This is a genomic window from Aminipila sp., assembly GCF_032051575.1.
Classification (GTDB): Bacteria; Bacillota; Clostridia; order Peptostreptococcales; family Anaerovoracaceae; genus Aminipila.
Genome location: NZ_DAMBYD010000002.1, coordinates 69,358 through 92,907, shown reverse-complemented (window position 1 = coordinate 92,907; position 23,550 = coordinate 69,358). Strand labels below are relative to the sequence as shown.

At 36.1% G+C, this 23,550-nt stretch carries 24 protein-coding genes and 1 riboswitch; of the genes, 3 read left to right on the top strand and 21 right to left on the bottom strand.

What is annotated here, in order from left to right; all coding sequences use genetic code 11:
• Window positions 1-49: 49 nt before the first annotated feature.
• The 16 genes from RTW14_RS02640 to RTW14_RS02565 form a co-directional block, all read right to left on the bottom strand.
• Entirely contained in the window at window positions 50-1,063 is a 1,014-nt protein-coding gene (locus RTW14_RS02640; protein WP_312648037.1) for a glycosyl hydrolase family 18 protein, read from the bottom strand.
• Window positions 1,064-1,225: 162 nt separating this feature from the next.
• A complete protein-coding gene (locus RTW14_RS02635; protein ID WP_312648036.1) occupies window positions 1,226-1,633 on the bottom strand; it encodes a hypothetical protein in 408 nt (135 codons plus the stop codon).
• A 271-nt stretch (window positions 1,634-1,904) separates the two neighbouring features.
• Window positions 1,905-2,786 carry a cation diffusion facilitator family transporter gene (locus RTW14_RS02630; protein ID WP_312648035.1) on the bottom strand — a complete coding sequence of 294 codons (882 nt, stop codon included), beginning with the start codon at window positions 2,784-2,786 and terminating at the stop codon, window positions 1,905-1,907.
• 48 nt (window positions 2,787-2,834) lie between these two features.
• Window positions 2,835-2,929: riboswitch (NiCo riboswitch) on the bottom strand.
• 102 nt (window positions 2,930-3,031) lie between these two features.
• Window positions 3,032-4,327, bottom strand: coding sequence for a stalk domain-containing protein (locus RTW14_RS02625; protein ID WP_312648033.1), 1,296 nt, complete (start codon window positions 4,325-4,327; stop codon window positions 3,032-3,034).
• 233 nt (window positions 4,328-4,560) lie between these two features.
• Complete coding sequence (locus RTW14_RS02620) at window positions 4,561-5,406, bottom strand: polysaccharide deacetylase family protein (RefSeq protein WP_312648031.1); 846 nt, start codon at window positions 5,404-5,406, stop codon at window positions 4,561-4,563.
• Between the two features lie 14 nt (window positions 5,407-5,420).
• A complete protein-coding gene (locus tag RTW14_RS02615; RefSeq protein WP_312648029.1) occupies window positions 5,421-6,116 on the bottom strand; it encodes a response regulator transcription factor in 696 nt (231 codons plus the stop codon).
• 19 nt (window positions 6,117-6,135) lie between these two features.
• Entirely contained in the window at window positions 6,136-7,266 is a 1,131-nt protein-coding gene (locus RTW14_RS02610) for a sensor histidine kinase (protein WP_312648028.1), read from the bottom strand.
• A 6-nt stretch (window positions 7,267-7,272) separates the two neighbouring features.
• Window positions 7,273-8,034 (bottom strand): ABC transporter permease, encoded by a 762-nt coding sequence (locus RTW14_RS02605; RefSeq protein ID WP_312648027.1) that lies wholly within the window; start codon window positions 8,032-8,034, stop codon window positions 7,273-7,275.
• A gap of 47 nt (window positions 8,035-8,081) precedes the next feature.
• Window positions 8,082-8,816 (bottom strand): ABC transporter ATP-binding protein, encoded by a 735-nt coding sequence (locus RTW14_RS02600; protein ID WP_312648026.1) that lies wholly within the window; start codon window positions 8,814-8,816, stop codon window positions 8,082-8,084.
• An 89-nt stretch (window positions 8,817-8,905) separates the two neighbouring features.
• Window positions 8,906-10,024, bottom strand: a complete 1,119-nt coding sequence (locus RTW14_RS02595; RefSeq protein ID WP_312648024.1) for a hypothetical protein — start codon at window positions 10,022-10,024, stop codon at window positions 8,906-8,908.
• 265 nt (window positions 10,025-10,289) lie between these two features.
• Window positions 10,290-11,408 (bottom strand): hypothetical protein, encoded by a 1,119-nt coding sequence (locus RTW14_RS02590; protein ID WP_312648022.1) that lies wholly within the window; start codon window positions 11,406-11,408, stop codon window positions 10,290-10,292.
• 286 nt (window positions 11,409-11,694) lie between these two features.
• Window positions 11,695-12,954, bottom strand: coding sequence for a nickel pincer cofactor biosynthesis protein LarC (gene larC / locus RTW14_RS02585; protein ID WP_312648020.1), 1,260 nt, complete (start codon window positions 12,952-12,954; stop codon window positions 11,695-11,697).
• A gap of 30 nt (window positions 12,955-12,984) precedes the next feature.
• On the bottom strand, window positions 12,985-13,881 hold the full coding sequence (locus RTW14_RS02580) for a cation diffusion facilitator family transporter (RefSeq protein ID WP_312648019.1): 897 nt from the start codon (window positions 13,879-13,881) through the stop codon (window positions 12,985-12,987).
• Window positions 13,882-13,900: 19 nt separating this feature from the next.
• Entirely contained in the window at window positions 13,901-14,362 is a 462-nt protein-coding gene (locus tag RTW14_RS02575) for an acyl-CoA thioesterase (protein ID WP_312648017.1), read from the bottom strand.
• Window positions 14,363-14,423: 61 nt separating this feature from the next.
• Window positions 14,424-15,758 (bottom strand): sodium-dependent transporter, encoded by a 1,335-nt coding sequence (locus RTW14_RS02570; RefSeq protein WP_312648015.1) that lies wholly within the window; start codon window positions 15,756-15,758, stop codon window positions 14,424-14,426.
• Between the two features lie 119 nt (window positions 15,759-15,877).
• Window positions 15,878-16,561: an HD domain-containing protein gene (locus tag RTW14_RS02565; RefSeq protein WP_312648013.1), complete on the bottom strand. Its 684-nt coding sequence runs from the start codon at window positions 16,559-16,561 to the stop codon at window positions 15,878-15,880.
• A gap of 229 nt (window positions 16,562-16,790) precedes the next feature.
• Here RTW14_RS02565 and RTW14_RS02560 point away from each other — a divergent pair, with 229 nt between their 5' ends.
• A complete protein-coding gene (locus tag RTW14_RS02560; protein WP_312648011.1) occupies window positions 16,791-17,621 on the top strand; it encodes a carbon-nitrogen hydrolase family protein in 831 nt (276 codons plus the stop codon).
• Window positions 17,622-17,630: 9 nt separating this feature from the next.
• Here the strand turns inward: RTW14_RS02560 and RTW14_RS02555 are convergent, their stop codons facing one another.
• From RTW14_RS02555 to RTW14_RS02545, 3 genes are all read right to left on the bottom strand, one after another.
• The gene (locus tag RTW14_RS02555) at window positions 17,631-17,969 is read right to left on the bottom strand and encodes a branched-chain amino acid transporter permease (protein WP_312648010.1); all 339 of its coding nucleotides are present in this window, start codon (window positions 17,967-17,969) and stop codon (window positions 17,631-17,633) included.
• Entirely contained in the window at window positions 17,959-18,660 is a 702-nt protein-coding gene (locus RTW14_RS02550) for an AzlC family ABC transporter permease (protein ID WP_312648009.1), read from the bottom strand. Before RTW14_RS02550 ends, RTW14_RS02555 begins: the two co-directional genes overlap by 11 nt.
• Before the next feature lie 114 nt (window positions 18,661-18,774).
• A complete protein-coding gene (locus RTW14_RS02545) occupies window positions 18,775-20,163 on the bottom strand; it encodes an aminotransferase-like domain-containing protein (RefSeq protein WP_312648007.1) in 1,389 nt (462 codons plus the stop codon).
• A gap of 400 nt (window positions 20,164-20,563) precedes the next feature.
• Between RTW14_RS02545 and RTW14_RS02540 the strand changes: the two genes are divergently transcribed.
• Entirely contained in the window at window positions 20,564-21,412 is an 849-nt protein-coding gene (locus RTW14_RS02540) for a GGDEF domain-containing protein (protein ID WP_312648005.1), read from the top strand.
• An 85-nt stretch (window positions 21,413-21,497) separates the two neighbouring features.
• A complete protein-coding gene (locus RTW14_RS02535) occupies window positions 21,498-21,749 on the top strand; it encodes a methyl-accepting chemotaxis protein (RefSeq protein ID WP_312648420.1) in 252 nt (83 codons plus the stop codon).
• 105 nt (window positions 21,750-21,854) lie between these two features.
• Here the strand turns inward: RTW14_RS02535 and RTW14_RS02530 are convergent, their stop codons facing one another.
• Complete coding sequence (locus tag RTW14_RS02530; protein WP_312648003.1) at window positions 21,855-22,154, bottom strand: AtuA-related protein; 300 nt, start codon at window positions 22,152-22,154, stop codon at window positions 21,855-21,857.
• A gap of 3 nt (window positions 22,155-22,157) precedes the next feature.
• Window positions 22,158-23,510, bottom strand: a complete 1,353-nt coding sequence (locus RTW14_RS02525; protein ID WP_312648002.1) for an acyclic terpene utilization AtuA family protein — start codon at window positions 23,508-23,510, stop codon at window positions 22,158-22,160.
• Window positions 23,511-23,550 lie beyond the last annotated feature (40 nt).

The following is a 23,550-nucleotide window of genomic DNA, read 5'->3' as shown; positions in this document are numbered from 1 at the left end:
TAATATTTGTTTATAATTACTTGTTTGATAAACTCCAAAAAAAATTGTATCAAAACACTTTTGCTACTGAAAAAGCCTTGGTTATTTCTCCTACTAAATTCGGATCATAATCCATAATGTTCCATATGCTAATACCCGCTAGGCCATATTCCTTCACTACATCCATTTTGGCCTTATAACTTCTTGCATCTTCAAACCATACTTCATGTTGTTCATATGAAATTTCTTCTGTTCCATCTTCTTTTGGCGTAGTTACTTGTTTCCAATAATTATAGTGTGGGCTTTGAGCTACTTCATCAAATTGAATTTCCGCACCATATTGTGCAGCCCGAGCCACTGCTTCCTCATTAGAAATTTTCTCTGCTCTTGATTCTTTCTGCACATAAGGAAGTTTCCAATCATAGCCGTAATTTGGAATCCCCATCAGTATCTTTTCTGGAGGTATTTCGCTAACGCCATACGCTATAACCTCTCTCACTTTATTTATTGGAGCCACTGCCATAGGTGGACCATATGTATAACCCCATTCATAAGTCATCAATAGGGCAAAATTAGCCGCCTGCCCCATACCAGCATAATCATGACCCTGATACAATAATCCCGGCTGATTCGCTGAAGTCTTAGGTGCAAGAGCAACTGTAACCAAATATCCTTCAGGATTGAACCGTTCTGCAGCTTTTCCGACTAGCTCTGTATATTGGTCTCTATTTTTTGCTGGCACAAACTCAAAATCGAAATCAACTCCAAAAAGATTTTTTGTTCTCATCACATATAGTATTTCATTTAATAGCCGGTCCACTGCCTCTGGATTCTCGACCACATCGCTTACCAGATATTCAGAAAACTGCCCCATTTCATTCATAGGTGTAAGGACCATCATAGAACCTACCCCTGCATTGTTTGCAGCTTCAATTAATTTTTCATCATTTAGAGGTATTACATATCCCTCTGGTGTCATACCATAACTAAATGTAGCTATTAATGACAAATCTGCCAGCCATGATTGTAATACTTCTGGCTGAACACTTGGATACACATATCCATTTACAATTATTTCATCCATATAAAAACACCCCCAGGTAGATTTTATGCACCTTGGGGTGCTTTTATTTTATAATTAACAATTATTTTTCAATTTCTTAATACTCTTCAGCCATTCATATTTATATCATAATATGAAAACTACTTGGAAGTGTAACAGGAAACCAGATGTTTAGCCAAAACATCAACCAGCGACATGAATCATGATAACAATAATTAAAGCAATAGAAAGGGCTCTGTGAAATTTAAGCCATTTTCCCTTTCTGTTTTTATTGATGAAAGCACCATATAAACCAGTAATCAGTACACACAGCATTAAACCAACAGCAATAATTCCAGAAAGGCTCAATTCAAAAAAACCAAACATTAATATCATATGGATTATGGCGGCAATTACAGTTATTATCCCTACGGGTTTATGGTATTTAATTATCAGTTTCATAGCAAAATGGTATAAATTTAGGCTTTTGCTTTTTTCTTTCGGCAATTTGCAGATATATTTTTTATTTATAAGTTTAATAAAGTAACTTAAAACCTCAAAACAAAACCCCCAAACTGCAATCCAGCCCATAGATCCTGCTAACTCTTTCATTCACAAATCACCCTTGTATTCCGATATTAAATCCTTCATGAAGTATATGTTTCATGTCAAGTTTCTTTAATTTATCCACCTGAATTCTCCTTATTGTTTTATAGCTTTTAAACAATTTTTGTATAAAAAATCATACTTAAATCTATTTTGGGTAAGTAGCCCTAAAATATTCAGGCTTATAGGTAAAGCTTACAAATAAAAAAGCTTATCTAGTATGCTACTCTGAGACATCTAAATAAGCTCATCAAATAAAAAATATTTAAATATTTTTTTATTTCTCTTCTATTGGTAGTTCCTCAGGCTCAACATGAATGTTTATAGAACTATTTACAATCTTTTCTTCAATTGATTTTTCTATTTCATCACAAATCCCATGGGCTGCTGCAACAGATATTTCTCCTTTAACTACTAAGTGCATATCAATGTATTTATAATGTCCAGATTTTCTTGTTCTTAGACTATGGCACCCAGTGACATTATCAAAATTATTTATAATTTCTTGTATCTGCTTTTCATCTTCTTCCGGAAGACAAGTATCCAGCAATGGTCCAAAGGCATCCGAACAGAGTACCCATGCCTCTTTTATAATAAGCAGCGCTACAAGCATAGCTACCAGAGGGTCCAAAATGGCAATACCCGTTACTTTTATAAGAAGTAACCCTATGGCAACGCCTAAAGAGGTATAAACATCAGTTTTCAGATGAAGAGCATCCGCTTCAAGGGCTATTGAATCTTCCTGCTTTGCGACTTTATAGAGTTCTCTTGATACAAACAAATTGGAAATAGCAGCAATACCCATAACAACAATACCGATGGATACTCCTGATATCTCAGATGGATTAAGAATTTTATTAATGGATTCTTTAATGATTAAAAATGCCGCTATAAAAATTAATAATCCCTCTATAACACCTGAGATATTTTCAATTTTGCCGTGCCCATAGGGATGCTGTCTGTCAGCCGGTTTTGAGGATACAGTAACTGAAAATAATGCAATAATAGAAGCAACCAAATCCATTGAAGAATGAATAGCTTCCGAAATAATACTGACTGAACCGCTCAACAAGCCAGCTACTACTTTTAATATAATAAGCATGGTATTAGACATAACCGATAAAAGCGCGACTTTTGATTTTCTATTTATTTTATTCATCTTTAACCCTCTCTTTTATATAAATAAAGACCTGTAGCACTATAATAGTATAGTCCCACAGGTCTTTTTATTCCTGTTGCCAATTTGATGGCCCAGCAATGTATTTATTGTATCAAATCCATTGCCTGATTTTATCTTACATTTTAAATAAATTTCAATTTAATGTCAACTATTTTTTTGCTAAAACCCACTAATTTCAAAGTTTGCATAGCCTAACGCATCGTTATTATTCTATTTAGAATCTACTAACGAATATTTTTCTGATAACTGCCTGCATCTGTTATCTGCAATGGAATCAGTGTCTTTGGAGTCAGCGTCTCGCCACTTGCCGCTGTATCAAAACTATATGAGGTTCCATCCGTTTTCATGACAATAGTTCCTGATATAAACGTCCCATAAACAGTTGCGCCAGAATAAAACATCCTTTTTAAGGCTGAAGCATACGGATGCATATAATTCACGCCTTTACCCGCGGATATAACTATATATTGCGGCTTTATAACATTTAATAGCACATTGCTATTAGCGTTAAATGACCCATGATGAGCGCCCTTAAAGACGTCAACCTTTGCAACTTTTTGTGCAATTTCGGATTCTTCCTCTGCCTGGCTGTCACCAGTAAACAGCGCTGACACATTATTATATGTCAGCAATGCCACTACACTATTGTTATTTTCTAAAGGCTGTCCTGAGGCCATGGCTTTAATGATTTTTAGAGAGACACCTTCTCCTAAAGGTATGGTTTCATCTACAGCCTCACTGGTGATACAGTTGGGCTCGTTTTCTAAAGCTTTCTTATAAGCATACCACTCCGGCGTATCCACAAAACTTCCGCTCTCAATCACCCGATCTACTTGATAATCCTCAAATATTTTAGGCAGCCCGCCCACATGATCCTGGTGTCCGTGAGTAGCAATCAGTAAATCCAGATTACCATCCACATAGGGTCTTATATAATCTGAAACCAGCGCTCCGTTGCTGGTTGTGCCACCATCAATTAGTACTTCATACGTTCCATCATCTATCAATACAGAATCTCCGTGTCCTACATCAATAAAATGAACGGATACTTGATTTATACCTGAATCAGACGATGTAATGATTACTGTCTCAGATACCTGATTCCATTGAACGTCTCCCCCAAAAGCTTCAACCACAGCCCTTATAGGCAAATATACTCTATTGTCTTTCAGCAATGCTTTTGTATCGGTAAAGATTTCAAAATCATCCTTTTTTATATAATTTTGTCCCACTGGCACTTGGACTTCAGTGCCATTTTTTTCTATAACAGCAACAGATTTTTCTGCATCCCAGCTTACTTCACACCCATAAGCCTCCATAGCAGCTCTGAGCGGCACCTGAGTTCTCTTATTTTCATCTAAAAAAGGTGCTCCTGTTTCAGCGTTAAATTCTACAAACTTTCCGTTTATGTCAATCTTTATGCTGCTATTATTTTTTTCGTCATCAGTGTCTGCATTTGCAACAAATGTAAGATTTAGCATCACCACTAAAACCATCAACACAATTCTTACAGTCTTCATTTACTTTCCCCTTATATATTAAAAATGTGGCTTCGCCACTCCGTTAGGGAACCCCTTGGTTCCCTTCGGTACTCATTTTATTCGCTGAACACCCTCCTTTATGGGCAAAGAGGCTTCCGCCCCTCTGCACTTCCTTTTTAATATAATAGGAAAATCCATCGATATTTCCTATTATATTAAAAACCTCTGAAACCAGGCAGTCACCTGATTTCAGAGTCAATCTACAGCTGATTCTATTGTTCTAGTAAGCTACTTAAATCTGTACCCATGCCTACAGAGAAACGATTCAAATAATACAAGTTTCCTTTTAAGTCACCTGCTCCATATGTTGTTCCAAATCCAAACAGTATACCATTTTTCTGAAGAAGATCTTTGCCCCATTCCTCATATACTCCATATGGGTATGAAAAACAAATTACTTCATTTCCCACATTTTCCTCAATGGTATCAATGCTTTTAACTATATCGTCCTCCACACGCATATCATACTGTGCACGGCATTCAATAAGGCCCTTTTGTATGCCATTCACCAGGAATTTCATGTATTTTCCTTTTAGGTCCTGGTTATGTAAATTGTATGAATGGCTTTGGATGTCGAACACTCCGCTTTCATACATCTCTTTCATTTGCCCCCAATTTAGTTTTTTTATTTCGTTCTTTCTTGGATTTTCAACGTTTCCTACTATGGCAAATACTGTAGCCTTCATATCTGTTTTTTTAAGTATAGGATATGCTATTGTGTAAGCAGATTCATAACCATCATCAAATGTAATCATTATAGGATTTTCCGGAATTTTCATTTTCCCTTCTTCTATAGCTTTTAAATCCTGTGGCAGCAATGCTGTATATTTATTCTCAGATAAATAAGTCATATCTTCCTCAAATTTTTCTTCTGTAATTGCAGCACCAGCCAGTTCTTTTGACTGCGGATCTTTAACAAAATGATGATACATTAATATGGGTATATATAAATGCTCATTTTCCGGACTATTAACTGACTCCTCTGCATAACAGACATTACTATATGCGACCAACATAACTAAACACAAAATAACTGCAAATACTTTTCTACATCTCATACTAAATCTTCTTTCTATCCTTTAAATCTATAGCCTACACCCCAAACAGTCTCGATATATTGAAGATTGTCCATGTCCAGCTCTATTTTTTCTCTCAGCCTTCGAACATGCACAGTAACTGTAGAAACATCTCCGATAGCATCCATGCCCCAAATTCTATCAAAAATATGCTCTTTTGAAAAGACCCTATTTGGATTTTCTGCCAAAAATAACAATAAATCGTACTCTTTTGCCGGCATAATCTTTTCTTCATCATTTACAAATACTCTGCGGCTATCTTTATCAATCTCTAGCCCTCTCACCTTTAAGGTCCTATTTTGTCCAATCTTACTGCCCCCATTTCCAGTAAGACGGTCGTATCTTGTTATATGGCTTTTTACTCTTGCCATCAGTTCATTTGGGCTAAAAGGCTTAGTCATATAGTCATCTGCCCCTAGTCCTAAACCTCGAACCTTGTCAATATCATCTTCTTTAGCTGATAGTATGATAACGGGCGTGTCACTTTGCTCTCTAAACTTTGCACAAAGTTCAAACCCATCAATCCCTGGAAGCATTATATCAAGAATTACAAGTGTATATTCATTTTTTAATGCCATATCAAGGCCAGTAATACCATCTGATGCAATGTCGCATTCGTATCCATTTATCTCTAAATAATCACGTTCTAATTCCGCTATGCTCTTGTCATCTTCTATAACTAAAATTCTCATATTTTCCTCCATTCAACGATTAGAAGCTTCGTAACGGCATATATATATACACTTCTGTGCCTATATTTTCCTCGCTCTTAATCCAGATTTTTCCGTGGTGACTCTCAATAATTTGTTTAGAAATACCCAAACCCAATCCATTGCCTTTTATATTACTTCTTGCGGCATCGCCTCTATAAAATCCATCAAATACTTTATTTATATCTTTTTCTTTGATTCCTTTTCCTGTATCACATATACAAATTAGCGCACCTTTTCTTTCATTTTCCATGCTTATGGAAATGGTACCGCCTTCTTTATTGTATTTTATCGCATTTGATACTAAATTATCAAATACTCTTTTTAGTTTGCTCTTATCGCCAACAATAGTCAATTCCTCTGATACAATATTACTTTCCATGTTTAATCCCTGCTCTTGCACTTCAGCTTTGTATCCCCGCACCAAACTATTCAGCAGTTCTGTAATATTCACAAATTCAAATGCATACTGCATTCTCCCAAGTTCTAATTCGGAGTATTCCGCCATGTTATCTACAAGCCTTTGAAGTACTATTGCCTTGCTATATATCGTATCTAAATATTTGTCCAGTTTTTCAGGTGAATTAGCAACCCCGTCTTTTATTCCTTCCAAATACCCTTTTATGGTTGTAATCGGTGTTCTCATATCATGGGATAAATTTGCCATAAGCATATTTCGCTCTTCCTTGCTCTTAATTTCCTGTTCTGCATTGGCTTTTAATTTTTTCCTTATCTCATCAAAAGCATTACATAGGTCATTTAGTTCTTGATCTTTACATGCCATTACTTCAAAGTTTAAGTTGCCTTCTGTAATATTCTCTGCTGCCCGCTGTAATTGCTTTATAGCTTTCAACATATCTCTTGACAACTTGGCACTTAAAAATGTACATGTTAATAGAATCGTGCCCATAGCAAGTATAGCCCATAAAACAGCATATATGACAAAATTATGTCCATCGCTATGGGTTTCAAGTGACATATTGCTAATCCCCATCCAAATCCGTTCAAATCCATAAGGTTCACAAACTGAAAAAACAAATAACAACAGCAAGGTAACAAAAATTACCAGTGCTGTTGAAATTATTGCCATTAATATAGTTGCTCTTATAAAACGTCCTCTTAGAGATTTCATCTTGCTTTACACTTCTTTTCTTTCAAATAAATAATATCCAATGCACCCAAAGACCAATCCATAACCAAAAATCAGACCAATTTTTGAAAGCATAGCCCCAAACGGAAGTGTTACTCCCAACCATAGATTATGCCACTGTAAGTAACCAGTAAATAGAAGTCCACTTGCCTGAGGTACAACTATTCCCAATATATATAGTCCGATATAGATTATAACGCAAATAACAATAGAAAGCGAGGGGCTGTTTAATAGTTGATTCAGCATAGCTGCAAATAGAACCAAAACTATTATTGGGAATATATCTAGAAAATAAGCAAAGAAGCTATCCACTATTCCTGTAGCTGACGCAACCCCTGAGCCGCCAACTAATTTCATAATGGTTGTTAAAACAAATAATACTGCTAAATAGATTACTGCCATAATCGTAATGGCTGTTACCTTTGATGCATACAATTTAAACCGGCTTACCGGCCTCATAAATGAAGCCCTTATGGTTCCATCCTGCACCTCTGACGCAAACAAATCAGAAGAAGCCATAAGTATCATAAGAGGTACATATATCTGAATAAAAAATGATAGCATGTTCATAGGCATATTAGAAAGCATCAAGGATGTGGAAACAGCCCCTGCAGATGCTTTTCCTATTAAATAATTGACACCTCCACATAAAATACAAATAAGTATTTCTATTATAAGTAATACAAAAAATTTCTTTCTTGTAAATATTTTCATTAATTCATTTTGCAAACTTGCAATAAATGTTGTCACCGAACATTCCTCCTGTATTCCTCATTAAGTTCTGTCTTTACAATTGGCTAAATCACTACCGAGCCTCTCTTGTCTTTTACTTTTGACAAAAAATAGTCTTCTAAAGTAGGATTTAACCTTAATGCTTCATCCATTGTCTCAAAGGATAATAATTCTCCATCATGAACAATAGCTACCTTATTGCAGGTTTTTTCAATCTCAGGTGCAAGATGGCTGGCAATTAAAAACGACGTTCCTTTTTCTGCTGCCATCTTTTTTATGATTTCCCTTATTTCTACCGTTCCTTCAATATCTAATCCATTTGTAGGTTCATCCAGTATAACCAGCTCTGGATCTGATAGTATAGCAAGTGCTAATCCCAGTCGTTGTTTCATACCTAATGAAAACTTTCCGCACTTTTCTTTCTGGTATTGACTGATTCTTACCACTTCCAGTACATGCTGAATTCTGGCATCATCTACATTTGGATAATATCTTGCCATCATCTTCAAATTATTTCTAGCTGACAAGTGTTCAAAAATAGCCGGCCGCTCAATTAATCCCCCTACCTCTTTCAAGGTTGTTTCTACATCCATCTCTACATCATTTCCAAATACTGTGACACTATTCTCACTGCCATGTGCCAGCCCCATAATGGTTTTCATAATTGTAGTTTTGCCCGATCCATTTGGTCCAAGCAACCCTACAACATCACCTTTTTCAATGGAAAAATTTATATTTTTAACGCCTCTCCCATTCTTGTAAAGTTTTGTTAGATTATTCACTTCAAGTATTTTTTCCATTTATATTTCCCCTTCTAAAAACTCTGAACCATAACCAAAGCATGGCAGGCCCGCAATCAGGCCCACCTGCTTAAATATACTAGTTCATCTTAGTTTGTTTTAGTCTTGCCTGCTGTATCAAAGGCATCAACCTTTGTTGTTCCATAATCAGATACCTTATAGTTTGCCTTCATAGTAATTGTGTGCTTTTTACCCTGACTGTCCACTCCTGTCATAGATGCTTCCATTTCGTCTGAAACGATTTTTCCATCTTTATCAAGTGTAAAATTGCAAGCTGCACTATCAATATAAGGATCATTTCCTAACAGCTTCATAATATTACGATCGTTAAAAGCATTAGACTGAACGTTTTTGTTGTATTCATCATAAGTCTTGTAATACTCATAAGTTCCATCAGCCTTTACATATACGATTCCAACATCCCCTTTTGCCTCTAAAACATCCTCATATTTCCCATAAAAATCTTCATTTATTTTTTCTATTTCTTCATTCCATTCATTATACATGTCCTCAGTCATTTTCTTACCGGTCTGTTCTTCATAGTAAGCCGCAAAAGTCTTTTGATAATTTTCATATTCTATAGCTGAATAATTTGAATAATCCTGATTATTTGCTGCGGTAAACATAAGTGATATTCCTGCATTTACTACTTCCGGAATCTGGCTTCCTGAAACGTTTACCGAATAAGTTCTGTTATCTCCCTCTTTGGAGGACAACACAAAATTATTTTTCAGATCTCCTACCATCGCATCTGCAAACAACTCCGCAAATCTAACGCCTTTCTTCATTGTCGGATCACTCATATCTGGTCTGAAATCATTAGAGGCTTCAGATATTGTATAAGAATTTGTTTTCGGATAATAAGAAAATTCCTTCCCATCTTTTGTAACTTGTATATTTTCATACTTGTTATCCCCTTCACTAAAACTGTCTTCACTTACGGTCTGCAAGTAAAAGTCATCGTTATCCAGTTTAAAATTCCCTTTCATGGTTGCCATCTCTTTACCATCAATTAATACAGACATTTCCCCATCTACTGTAAAATTGTCTTGGTAAAGAACTAAATCCTTAACCGCATCTTTATAATTTGTATATCCTCTTGAATCATCATAGTTTGCATATACTGCCGAAGTCAGCACAAACATCCCTGCAATAAGGCACGTAGCTGTTACAGCATGCTTTCTTCCTTTAAAAGTAAATTTCTTCATCCCAATACCTCCTATTGTCTTTTATTTTAATCCCTGTCCCTGGGCTGCAGCTGTAAACCTTATCTAGATTACCGTGCTCAGCACCTTCTGACAATATTTATTCTAAAGCATAGTTTTTAACATTATATATCTAAATTATTAACTGTTTATTAACAATTATAACCTATTGCGATTTTAAAATATATAACAAAAACAAAAGCCTAATAACTAAAGACTGGCAGGTCTGATTACAGCCCTGCCAGCTTAGTAAAATTATTCATTTCATTTATTTTTGTTCAGTTTTTCCATTTGTATCAAAGGTATCAACCTTTGTTGTTCCATAATCGGATATATTGTAGGCAACCTTCATAGTGATGGTGTGCTTTTTGCCTTTGCTATCCACACCTGTCATAGTAGCCTCCGATTGGTCTGAAACTAGTTTGCCATCTTTATCAAGCGTAAAAGTGCTGGCTGCACTGTCAATATAAGGATCAGTTCCTAACATAGCCATAATATCATTTGTTGCAACATTGCTTGGCTTAACATTTTTTTCATATTCAGCATAAGTCTTATAGTAATCATAAGTTCCATCTGCCTTTACATAAAGTATGCCAGTATTCCCTTTTGATTTTAAAACATCACTGTATTTTTTATCGAAATCTTTTAAAACTTTATTTGATTCATCGTTAGTCTCATCATAAAAATCGTCAGCTAATTTTTTTCCAGTCTGCGCCTCATAATAAGCTGCCAGTGTCTTTTCGTAGCTTTCATAAGTTACATATGAGGACTGTGACCTATCAGCATTGTTAGCCGCTGTAAACATCAATGAGATACCTGCATTTACAACCTCCGGAATCTGACTACCTGAAACATTTACTGAATAGGTTCTGTTGTCACCATCTTTAGATGCCAGCACAAAGTTATTCTTTAAATCTCCTACCATAGAATCTGCAAATAATTCTGCAAATTTAATCCCTTTCTTCACGGCTGGATCGCTCATGTCAGGTCTAAGGCTTTCAGCCCCTTCAGACTTCCAATAAGAATTTGAATCTGGAGAGTAATAATAAGCTTTTCCGTCTTTATAAACTTGTATACTTTCAGACTTACTGCCTTCCTTCTTTGAACTAGCTTCACTTACTGTGCGTATATAATAATCATCGCCATCTAGTTTAAGTGCCCCTTTAATGGTTGCCATCTTTTCGCCATCAACTAGTATGGACATTTCCCCATCTGCCGAAAAGTTATCTTGGTAAAAAGCTAAATCTTTAACCGCATCTTTGTAGCTCGTATATCCCCTTGAATCATCATAATTTGCATATGCCGCCGAAGTCAGCACAAACATCCCTACCAGCAGACAAGTAGCAGTTACTGCATGCTTTCTCCCTTTAAAGTTTAAATTTTTCATCCCAATACCCTCCTATGGTTTTTTATTCTAATCTCTAGTCCTTGCTTTCAATGGACAATTCTTTTTATCAAATTATTGCTTAAGCTCTTTGACAATATTCATTCTAAAACATGATGTTTAATATTATATATCTTATTTATTAACGGTTTATTAACAATTATGAATTATTTAATATCCATTTTCTGTATATAAAAAATGTGGCTTGGCCACGATATTTTCTATTATATAAAAAAACAGCCAAAATGGTAAATTTATGTTTTTCACCATCATAGCTGCTGCTTTATTCTTATTTACAATGTCTGATTATTTCCTGATAAACATCCTTGTAATTCTTATGTTGTTCTAAACAAACTCTTTTAATATCTTCATATTCAGGATAAAAATAAGTGTTGTCTTTATGGCTGCATACCTTTACTGCTACGTTTCCATAAGGAGTCTTAACCTGTTTTATCTCACGTTCAAGGATGGTTCTTTCTACCTGGATTCTACGTATTCCCACAGTTGTAGTATGTGCAAAAATAATATTCTCCATTTGCTCCATCTGCTCATATGTGCAAAGTACTTGGAGTAGATATGCTGGTCTGTTTTTCTTCATATATATTGGTGTAAACCACGCATCTGCAGCACCAGCTTCACATAAACACTCTAAGGTAAATCCCATGGCCTCTCCACTGCAGTCGTCAATATTGGTCTCTAGCTGCCATAATTGATCTGATCCTTTAACTGAAGCTGCATGGCTATTACTCGCTACAACCTCTTCAATAATCATAGCTCTTAATATATTGGCATTCTTAAAGTCCTTTTTTCCTGAACCAATACCAATTTGGGATATGGTATAACTGGCAGGTAAAGATCTGCCGCTATTTAACGCTGCGGCAATAGCGGCACCTGTTGGTGTAACCATCTCCCCTTCATTATCCGTCAACTTCAGTACCAGGGAATGTTCCGCCGCAATATTGACGGTTGCAGGAACCGGAACTGGAATTACACCATGCTGGCATTTTACATAGCCATGCCCTTCTGACAAGGGGGAAACAATTACTTGATCTATGCCAAGGTTTTCGATACACACAGCCACAGCAACAATATCTATAATAGAATCAATAGCCCCAACCTCATGAAAATGGACTTCTTCCGTAGGAATTCCGTGAGCCTTTGCTTCTGCCTCTGCAACAATATCAAACATCCTTTGTGCTAACGCTTTTACTTTTTCGCTAGCCTTCAACTGGCCTATTATTTTATAAATATCGTTTATATTTCTATGTTCATGGTGATGCTCGTGTTCTTCACCATGTTGGTGTTGATGATGTTCTTCATGTGTATGGTCATGATGATGTTCATGCTCATGTTGTAAATGTACATCAAAATCAAAGGCATCTATTCCGCACTTTTTAGTTCGTCCAAAGTGAAGATGATACCCTTCTAAGTTCAGACTTCCAAGTGATTCTTCAAGTACCTTTTGATCAGCACCTAAGTCTAATAATGCACCAACGGTCATATCCCCACTTATACCTGAATAGCACTCTAAATATAATATTTTACTCATATTCTGCTCCTATTAACTTCATCTTTTTATCTATTCAAAACTCTCTGGTATTAATTCAACATATATTTGATCAAAACTTTCTCTTAGCTCTTTTTTGATTTCATCATGAGCCTTTTTAAGCTGACTGATTTTTACTATATCACTTTCACTCTTAATATATATTTCCACCCATGCCTTTCTTCCTGTCTGAATTACATCCAAGAAGCTTACAGTGTATGGATAATCCTCAAAATGCTTATTCACTACAACCCTTATATGATCCATTATTTCCATCTTTGGGGCAAAAAGTACTAAACTTTTAATTCCTTCAACAATCATTTTAAAAGGTTCGATGGTAAACCCAATGGCCATAATAATTGCTATAGATGGGTCAATATATGGAATAAACCAATTTAAATTTGTTTCTTTCAACATTATTTGAGCAATAAAAGCAAGCCCTACACCAAGGCTGCTTATAATGTCTATTTTCCACATATAGAGATCTGCTTTAATAGAGGGCGATGAAAAACTTTTATTGTAATGTTTTAAAATAGCATAAATCACTATACATCCCATGGATAAAGACATTTCAAACGCTGCAACAATCCCTGCATTTACATGATTTCCACCTTTTATTATGATCTGCACGCTATAAAAGACCAACTGGGCTGTGACTCCAAGTAAAATGCTGCATTTTATAATAACAAAAAGAGATTCTACTTGTGAGAATCCATACGGACGTTTTTCCGTAACAGGCTTATACAATAGTGGTATTAGCAGTAAAAAAGGTCCTATCATAATTAAATCTGCAGTATCAAATATACAGTCCATCAAAATAGAACTTGACCTGGTAATGTACGCCATGATACCTTCTGCTATCATAAAAAGAGTACTTCCTGCCATAGATATCTGTATTATCCTTTTTTCAAAACGAAGTTTGTTGTTCACAATTTCACTTCCAATTTTATTATGCTAATCGATTTTTCTTTGCCTTATGTTCTTCAATCCTAATTTTAGCTTCCTCGTGTCGCTGAATTTCTTCTTCTGTCTGTGGGATATATTCTGGAACAGACTGAGGTTTTCCGTTTCTACCCATTGCCACCATAGTAAAATATGCAGATAATGCTTTTTGTGGACCATTATTGGATTCTAAATCTTCCACTTCCACATTTACAAATACCTCCATTGAGGTTTTTCCTACATATACTACTGTAGCTGTACAAGTAACTAAAGCCCCTACAAAAATAGGCAGATGAAATTCTAACTCGTCCACTCTTGCTGTTACACAATTGCTTTTAGCATATCTCATTGCAACAGCCCCAGCTGCTGTATCCATAAACTTCATGATCTCGCCACCGTGTACATTTCCTGCTACATTAGCCTGATTCGGAAGCATTACCTGACTCATAATAATCTGTCTGTTTTTCATTTATATTATCCTCCTAAAAATTAAACTCTATATCTTATTTTGTTCTATCATGCTATTAATTTTAACCAATTCCGCCATATACCAAACCTAAAATATAAACTATGATTGCAATTCCGCAAAAGACAAATTTTGTCATTGGTTCCAGCCACCCACCGATTCTCTTTTGGATACCCAGCTGAATTTGATCTCTGGCAAACCACGGCTCGCAAACCCAAAACATAACAAGTGCAGCTAAAAGAGCTCCCATAGGCACTATGTAAATCGATACAATATCCATCCAAGGCGAAAGCAGATCGCCCTCAATAAACACACCTGCTCCAAATGCAATAATGGCTACAATGACTATAGCCATAGGCCTGCTTACGCCCATTCGTTCCTGAATAGCTTCAACAGGTGTTTCAAACAAATTAACAAGTGAAGTAATTCCCGCACAGAAGACTGCAAAGAAAAAAGCAATTGCAACAATCTGTCCAAAAGGTATATCTCTAAATACCTCTGGCATTGTTATAAATAATAATCCAGGGCCTGCACCCATTTCTAAGCCATAAGCAAATACTGCAGGTATAATAACCAAAGCAGACAGAAGAGCTGCTGTGGTATCAAAGAATGCAACCCTGGTGGCACATTGTATAACATTTGCATCCTTTTTCAAGTAACTGCCATAAACTAAGGTCCCTGAGCCTGCTAAAGACAAAGAAAAGAAAGCCTGTCCTAATGCAAATACCCAAGTCTTGGGATTGGCCAAAGCACTCCATTTTGGAGAAAATAAATAAGCATATCCACCTGCTGCCCCTTCTAAAAATGACACTCTCACAGCCAATATTACAAATAATGCAAAGAAAATCGGCATTAATACTTTATTCATTTTTTCTATTCCACCTGAAATACCAAATATCATAAATATGAAAGTTATTACAAGTCCAATCATGTGCCATGGTATACTACCAAAATTCCCTGCAATAGCCCCAAAATACGCACCAGCACTTTCTTCCGCAATAAAATTCCCTGCAATGGCTCCAACCAAATACCTTAGAATCCATCCTATAACCACAGCATATCCGATACCGATACCTAAGGAACCAATTGTGGGAATAAATCCAACTATTGCGCCGCCTTTCCACCCTCGCTGTTTAAAAGCTTTTTCAAAAGCGCCTATAGGTCCAGTTCCCATAGCACGTCCTAATGCCATTTCACCAATTAAACCTGTAAATCCTAATATCACCACAAATATAAAATATGGAATTAAAAACGCCGCTCCACCAAATTCTGCCACTCTATACGGGAAGAGCCAGATGTTACCCATTCCTACTGAAGCACCAATGCAAGCCATAACAAAACCAAATTTCGTGCTAAAGCTGTCCCTTTCCTTCAATATAGATTCTTTTCTACTGCTCATATTCTTCTCCTCAATTACTTTATATAGGCTTAAGTATATCAAAATCAAAATACTATTTCAACTAAACAAAAACTGGCCCCTGTATGAATCAAAGACCAGTTTTATAACATTTTATGAATTTATAACAACCTAATGTTGTTAATACTTAATTCAAAGGATAACCCTAGGAACTGAGCGGCATTACGGCACATCACCATTCTTGTTAGAAAGATTTCAAAGTATTCCATCACTGCACTAATTTCAGTATCAATATTTAGTTCAAGTAATATGGACTTTTCTTCAGTACTAACGGTCAAGTGGGTATGGTGCACCGCATAATTTACACGATCATGTATGTCCTCTGATAATTTTTCTTCATTTCTGTTCTTATAGCGGACACGGCTTCTTCTTACATCTGACTTATCTGCTAAGATTAACGCTGCTGAAATCGGGCTAAATGCAATACCTGTGCCTTCATCATGATTACCCACAGCTCCAATTATGTCTGCCAGTTCTTCCGCATCAAATTTCATACGATCTAAGATCCTAAAGGCCATAACCGCCCCACTCTGCGCATGGTCATGTCTGTTTATGCAGTTTCCAATGTCATGTATATATCCTGCTATTTTAGCAAGCTCTATGGTTCTCTCATCATAACCTAGAACAGTCAAAATTTCTGCTGCTCTCTCAGCTACCTTTCCTGCATGGGCAAATCCATGTTCAGTGAAGCCTATTGCTCCTAGTAGGTCATTTCCCTTTTTGATATAGGTAGAAATCTCTACACTATTTTTAATGTCCTCAAATGTTATCTGTTTCTTATTCATATTTTCCTCTTCTTTCTCCTTGCTGCCTCCACATCCGGCAACAAACCTTTTTTGCATCATATATATCACTATACTAGTTTAACATATGAATATGTTTATTGTGTTAAGGGAAAATTAAATTATTATTAAGTTTATGCTACTATGAATAGCATTCCTCAAATCATTATTTTTAATTGACTTCATACAATTATATATATATTATTTGTTTAAAAGACAGGAGGTAAAATATATGAATACTATAAGAATAGCACAACTTCAAACGCAAGTTGTTCCAGAAAAAAATCAGATTCTCAAGTATATATCTTCTTTTATGGATAAGGTTTGCAGTCAAGGAATCGACCTGATTACTTTGCCTGAAATGTTTACCTGCCCCTATAATACCTCCAGCTTCCCTATTTTTGCAGAAAAAGAAAAGGGGGAAATATGGAGTATTTGTTCTGCCTTGTCAAAACAATATCATATCTATCTTTCAGCAGGGTCTATTCCTGAGAAAGACGATGAGGGCAATGTTTATAATACTGCATATGTATTTAACCCGCAGGGAGAACAAATTGCAAAACATCGAAAAATGCACTTATTTGATATAAATATAAAAAATGGCCAAAGTTTTAAAGAATCAGACACTCTGACCGCTGGCAGTCAGCCTACTGTTTTTGACACAGAATTTTGTAAAATTGGACTTTGCATCTGTTATGACTTCCGTTTTCCAGAATTATCCCGCATTATGGTAGATCAAGGTGCAAAGATTATTCTGGTTCCTGCTGCGTTTAATATGACAACAGGGCCCGCTCATTGGGAAATAATGTTTCGTTCCAGAGCCATAGACAATCAGGTTTATGTTGCCGGAACTGCCCCTGCCCGTAATCTGTCCTCCAAATACATCTCCTGGGGACACAGTATTATCGTTTCACCTTGGGGTGATATCCTGAATCAAATGGATGAGAAGGAAGGATATACCATCCAGGAGTTAAACTTAGATGTAGTGGAACAAGTCCGCAGCCAGCTGCCTTTGTTAGCCCATAGGCGTTCTGATGTTTATTCTTTATCACAAATTTTATAGTACTCAATTTTACCCTGCGAACAGCGTTCTGATTAAAACCATATAGCAGACAGTCCCTAATACCATACTTAAAATACTGTCCTTCTTGATAATCTGCGCTAAAATAACAACTCCCACAGAAATCAGTTCTGCTAATCCAAAAGGAAAAGCTGTTAAATTGATATTTCTAAGGCAGTAAATTACTAAAATAATCATAATGGAAGCCGGAAGGACATTACCGAGGTACTCAACAGTCGCAGGTAGTTCTTTCTGCCCTCCAAATAATATGTAAGGAATCGCACGAGTCAGCCAGGTTACCAGGGCTACAATGGAGATTATAACCACAAAGTAAATCACACTATTTGACATTCTCCATCCCTCCCATCTGCAACGTTATTCTATCCTTCATTATAATAAGTACAATTAAACTAACCGACAATGCTGGCAAGAGGAAATGCTCTGCACCAAACATAACGTAAAACAGCATACCACTAATAAAGCCCGCGATTGCAGGAATACGTGAGCCAAACTGCTTCCACTGGTTCACGCATACTGTAACAAAGAATGCAGTTGCAGAAAATTCTATGCCCGTCATATCAAAGTTCAGCATTTCACCTAGCAGGGCACCAACAGTGCAGCTAATAGTCCATAGTAAATGAGGCAGCAATGCGATATAAAAGTCTACTTTCTCTTCATCCACCTCTTCAGGATATCTTATATCACATCGGACGGAATAAGTTTCATCTGTCATAGTTAATACCATATATGGATACTTCCATCCCATTTGACGGAATTTATTTACAAAGCCTAAACCGTAAAAAATATGCCTTGCATTAATAAAGAAGGTCATGACTGCTATCATATATAAAGGTACCCCTGATGTCATAAGCGATATCATTACAATCTGCATAGAACCAGCATAAATAAAAAAGCCACATATAAACGCCCATATAGCCGAATAACCTGCATCATTTAATAGTACACCAAAAGCAATTCCAACAAATATGTATTCAAACATGATTGGTATGATTTCTTTCACAGCAAAACGGAAATTTTTCAAAACAAGTAGTCCTCCTAATCTGTATTTTTTGGTATAATTAGTTATATTAGCACATAAAAAAATGCCATACAATTATTTTAATGTATGGCGTACAATTTTATTTTAATACTACCTTTATAAAGGAGCAAGTAACTCCTTTATAATTCTCAGTCCCTGTTCTAACTCTTCGATAGAACCCGTACCACATACGGCTACTCTGACTGCCCTTTCTGGAACGGTATTTCCAACTGCAAATCTCTCCGCAGCATAAACCTGGACTCCATGTTTAAATGCAAGGGCTTCAAAATCAGCGCCACTCATTTGCTCTGGCAACAGAAGCCATCGGAATATCCCTGTATTTTCTCCTCTGCAATCATACTCAGACAAATACTTATTCACTTTCTCATTTCTAAGAACGTTCTTTTTCCTATGTATTTCTAATACTTTCTCTACTTGACCAGAAATAATCAGCCGAGCAGCTAACCCGGCCATCAACGGTGAAACAGTTATGTTCATATTATATAATGCATTGGATATCTGTGTTCTATATTGATCTGGTGCTGCCACATATGCCAGCCTTAACCCTGGTGCAATGGCTTTTGATAAACTTGCAATGTAAATTGTATTCTCTGGTGCAAAGGCAGCTATAGCTGCCTTGGGCGTACTCATCAAATGATAGGTGCCATCTTCAATTATGACTAGCCCCTGCTCACATGCAATATGCCCCAGCTCTTTTCTTGTTTTAATTGACATGGTATGTGTAGTTGGATTCTGATGATCCGGTATAATATATATTCCTTTTAAATTATTTTTTTTACAGGAATATATCAACGCTTCACTATTTAATTCATCTTTCTTTCCGATAAAATCAATTGGAACTAACTGAATGCCAAACATATTTGCTGCGGCCTTCATATCTGAGTAAGTATGTGGCGCAACACCAATCTTATCACCGTATTTAAATAACCCAACGAGTATTGCTGCAATCGCATTCTGACCACCATTAGCAAATAAGATATTTTTGTTTTTTGTATCAAAACCGCACTTTTTCATCCATAGAACCGCCGCATCTTTCTGCCACAGCGTATCATTAGGGCTTGCATAGCTGAATAAGTTCTCTTTACCCTGCTCGTTTACCATTTTCTTTAGCATTTGCATAATAAACTCGTTGGCATCATAATCAGGTACGGTTGTGCCCATCTGAATAATCTGTGTTGGTGTATTCTCCGCTAACAAACGCACATTAGACAACGCATCAAAAGAAACATAAGTCCCGCTCCCCACAATTGCACTAAGCAAGCCTTTTAGTTCACAAACTTTAAAAGCCTTTGAAACAGTACTTACATTTATATCTAAAAAATCTGCCAATTCCCTTTGTGGTGGAAGCTTTGTCCCCGGCAAAAGCTTTCCCTTCACAATATCCTCTTCCAGCTGACTGGCCAGTGTTCTGTAAAGCGCACGCTTTTCCTTGTCTATAACTGGTTTCCATGACATAGGGTAATTTTCGAATGAATTAAAAGGCATAGCCCGCCTCCTTATACTTTATATGGTCTATTCACTGTAGATTATATCATTTTATCATTATTCAGCCTATACTTCAAATTTGTCGTTATTTAGAAATACACTCATTGCAGACTATGATTTTAAATGATATACTCCATGTTATACTAATTGCAAAAGGGACTAACTTAAAATGATTAAAAATAATATATTTGTTCGAAATTTTCAAGAAATATCTAAACTAAATAATAAAATACTCACGCAATTATCCTCTATTGTTACATTAATATGGGCAGTTTTGTTTTTCATCAGTGTTCTCACTTCTGATCATCTATTAACACCTTTCTATGGTATCGGGTCTATGGTGTCGATGATAGTTTTTTTGATTTCAAAATTTATTACTTCTAAACACAGGAATTTAGTTTTGCTAATTACATATATATATTTAATTTATTGTTTTATTGCTGCTATATATCTTGGCATTTTTGTTCCTCCCAGTTCAGCTTCCGTTACCTTTATGTGCTTACTGCTTATGGCTCCTATGCTGATTTTGGATAAACGATGGCGCATAAATAGTATCATAATCTTCATGTCTATGGTTTTCTGCATTATATCTTATTTATATCAGACTTTATCGATTGCTATTGTTGATATAACCAATTGCGTTGTTTTTTGTATCATGGGCATTATAGTCGGTCAGATTATGTATTCTATCCGAGTGGAGAATATGGAAATGCAGCGTAAATTGACAAAACAGCGTGATACAGATATACTTACTTCTCTTTTTAACCGCCGTAAATTATTAGATACCATTGAGAATTGGGATGACACCTTTGGGTTGCATTCTTTATCTGTAGTAATTATGCTGGATATTGATTATTTTAAAAAGTATAACGACTGCTATGGACATCTAAAAGGTGACGCCTGTCTTAAAAAATTGGGAAAATGTTTTTCTTCGTTATTTAAACGATATGGCTTAGAAATTTTTCGGTATGGTGGAGAAGAATTTATTGCTTTAGGACAAAAGTATAATTATGAAGAAATCAGCTTAATATGCCAAGAAATTTTAAAAGCGGTAAGATATCTGCAAATTTCATTCAAGGAATCCCCTGATAACATCATTACAGTAAGTATTGGATTTGCGGAATTAAATACCTGCAGCTCGGACAGCTACAAAGATTTAATACATATGGCAGATAAAAGCTTATATAAAGCAAAAGAACTAGGCCGTAACAGAGCAGTTGGCTATCTTGACTATAAAAATGCACCTTGATAACAATTTTTTACATTGCTTATACTCTTTATAAGGATTACAGTATTATCAACATCAATTTTTCGTTTAATTATCACAAAATGTTATACAGTCAATAAAAACTATTAACAGCAGAACTAAAGATTTACAGCGTGTGGCTTCAATGGAGCGCATATTAGCAATTAATGCATCGGTAGAGGCCGCCAGAGCCGGACAAGCAGGCGTTGGCTTCGCAGTGGTTGCAAATGAAATTGGTGAACTTTCATCTAACGCAACCTCCGTATATACTGAAATACAAGAAATTGCAGCTTCCATGGGAAAATCTATGCATCAAATGAGCAGTATTGAATTAGATTAACTGCACAGCCTTTATAGACTTTTTACAATCTTAAAAGTGCTGCTTCATGACGAAACAGCACTTTTATCAGACCTAGTCAATTGTAATTACCCATCAGACTGACCTCTAAATTTCCATTTCCATAAGAGCCATGCACAGTGCCTTACCGTGCTTATCTTGGGCAAGCGATCTGGTTACACCACCGCCTAAAGTTTTATCCAACACAAAATTCATAGCACAAATGCTGTCAATATCATAACGAACCACTTCACCCTTACAGATTTCTCCAAAATATTCTTTGACTTTTTCTGGAGTAACTTTTTTCTTTAGCATTTCATAATCTTTTTCATCATAAGGTATCAAAGAGATGTTTGAAATATCTCCTTTATCCCCTGTTCTTGAATGTGCAATATCTTTTAATTTCATTTTCTACACCTCCTGATATGACACTTTTATATCTACAATTTCTCTTGGGACAAAAATGGAACAAATTGAAACCACTTCTGAGACCTTTTTTGTAGCACCTGCTCCACCTGCAGGACCATTTGTATATAATGCTTCTACTTCATTGGCAATCAATGTTGCATTTGCCTTATCTTTTGTTCTTCCTGAGCATCTTACTCGAATTTCAGAAAAATGGTCAGGAGCTATTTTATTAGAAATATCATTTTTGTATAGTGAATTATATCCAATGTAGTCTGTTCTGTATTCTTCCATCTCAACGCCTATTAGCTTTAGACGTTTTTCGACAATATCTGCTGCTAATCTTGCTCGATTCATACAGTTTAATCCACCATAGCTAATCTCACCTTCTCCTATAAAGCAGTCTTTGTATCCAACACTAACTTTTAGTGTTTCTGGCCTGCCGTGTGAAGTAGCATGTGCCGCCTGTACTACATCCTTTTCCATCTGTGTAAAAGTTACATGTGAAAAATCTGCAATAACATCTGGAGTCATATATTTTTCTGGATTATGAATTTCATAAATCATCTGTTCCTTACAAGTGTCGGTTGTCACCATTCCTCCAGAGCCTTCTACTTTAGTTACTATAAATTCACCAGTTTCATCAATTTCAATAAGGGGGAATCCAAGTATTTCTAAATTGGGAACATCCTTATATCCAGGGTCCGCATAATATCCTCCGGTTACCTGACCACCACATTCAAGCAGATGCCCTACTAAAACTGCCTGCCCCATCTTGTCAGCGTCATCCTTAACATTCCATCCAAATTCGTGAACAAGGGGTCCTATAGCAAGTGCTGGATCAGAAACTCTACCAGTAATAATAATGTCGGCATTATTCTTTAAAGCTTCAATAATACCATCGGCTCCACAATAAACATTTGTAGATAAAATAGATTCCTTTATCGTTCCTAGAGGGCATCCTAATTCAAGAACCTCATTATCATAATACTTTGTAATGCTGTCAGAAATATCATCACCTGTCACTGCTGCAATTTTAAGTCCTTTTACACCAAGCTCTTTAGCGATTGTAACCGTCACGTCTGCCGCTGAAAGAGGATTTGCCGAACCCATATTTGTAATAACTTTAATGCCGTTCTTTTTTGCAAGAGGAAGAATCTTTCTCATTCTTGCTTCCAGCAACTGATTGTATCCTTTTTGGGGGTCCTTCATTTTATCCTGTTGGCCGATTGCAATCGTCCTTTCAGCCAGGCATTCAAATATGATGTAATCAAGATTGCCCTTTTCCATCAGTTCTACTGCTGGTTCTATACGGTCTCCTGCATATCCAGCTCCACTTCCAATTCTGATTTTTTTCATTTTTATTATCTCCTTAAATTCTGCTGTCCAAACATTAACT

Coding starts and splice junctions, on each gene's coding strand:
- RTW14_RS02575 (WP_312648017.1), bottom strand. CDS start 14,362: ATGAAAAACAGACAGATTATTATGAGTCAGGTAATGCTTCCGAATCAG.
- RTW14_RS02555 (WP_312648010.1), bottom strand. CDS start 17,969: ATGTCAAATAGTGTGATTTACTTTGTGGTTATAATCTCCATTGTAGCC.
- RTW14_RS02570 (WP_312648015.1), bottom strand. CDS start 15,758: ATGAGCAGTAGAAAAGAATCTATATTGAAGGAAAGGGACAGCTTTAGC.
- RTW14_RS02635 (WP_312648036.1), bottom strand. CDS start 1,633: ATGAAAGAGTTAGCAGGATCTATGGGCTGGATTGCAGTTTGGGGGTTT.
- larC (WP_312648020.1), bottom strand. CDS start 12,954: ATGAGTAAAATATTATATTTAGAGTGCTATTCAGGTATAAGTGGGGAT.
- RTW14_RS02565 (WP_312648013.1), bottom strand. CDS start 16,561: ATGAATAAGAAACAGATAACATTTGAGGACATTAAAAATAGTGTAGAG.
- RTW14_RS02615 (WP_312648029.1), bottom strand. CDS start 6,116: ATGAGAATTTTAGTTATAGAAGATGACAAGAGCATAGCGGAATTAGAA.
- RTW14_RS02545 (WP_312648007.1), bottom strand. CDS start 20,163: ATGCCTTTTAATTCATTCGAAAATTACCCTATGTCATGGAAACCAGTT.
- RTW14_RS02620 (WP_312648031.1), bottom strand. CDS start 5,406: ATGAGATGTAGAAAAGTATTTGCAGTTATTTTGTGTTTAGTTATGTTG.
- RTW14_RS02595 (WP_312648024.1), bottom strand. CDS start 10,024: ATGAAGAAATTTACTTTTAAAGGAAGAAAGCATGCTGTAACAGCTACG.
- RTW14_RS02640 (WP_312648037.1), bottom strand. CDS start 1,063: ATGGATGAAATAATTGTAAATGGATATGTGTATCCAAGTGTTCAGCCA.
- RTW14_RS02525 (WP_312648002.1), bottom strand. CDS start 23,510: ATGAAAAAAATCAGAATTGGAAGTGGAGCTGGATATGCAGGAGACCGT.
- RTW14_RS02590 (WP_312648022.1), bottom strand. CDS start 11,408: ATGAAAAATTTAAACTTTAAAGGGAGAAAGCATGCAGTAACTGCTACT.
- RTW14_RS02600 (WP_312648026.1), bottom strand. CDS start 8,816: ATGGAAAAAATACTTGAAGTGAATAATCTAACAAAACTTTACAAGAAT.
- RTW14_RS02610 (WP_312648028.1), bottom strand. CDS start 7,266: ATGAAATCTCTAAGAGGACGTTTTATAAGAGCAACTATATTAATGGCA.
- RTW14_RS02560 (WP_312648011.1), top strand. CDS start 16,791: ATGAATACTATAAGAATAGCACAACTTCAAACGCAAGTTGTTCCAGAA.
- RTW14_RS02530 (WP_312648003.1), bottom strand. CDS start 22,154: ATGAAATTAAAAGATATTGCACATTCAAGAACAGGGGATAAAGGAGAT.
- RTW14_RS02630 (WP_312648035.1), bottom strand. CDS start 2,786: ATGAATAAAATAAATAGAAAATCAAAAGTCGCGCTTTTATCGGTTATG.
- RTW14_RS02625 (WP_312648033.1), bottom strand. CDS start 4,327: ATGAAGACTGTAAGAATTGTGTTGATGGTTTTAGTGGTGATGCTAAAT.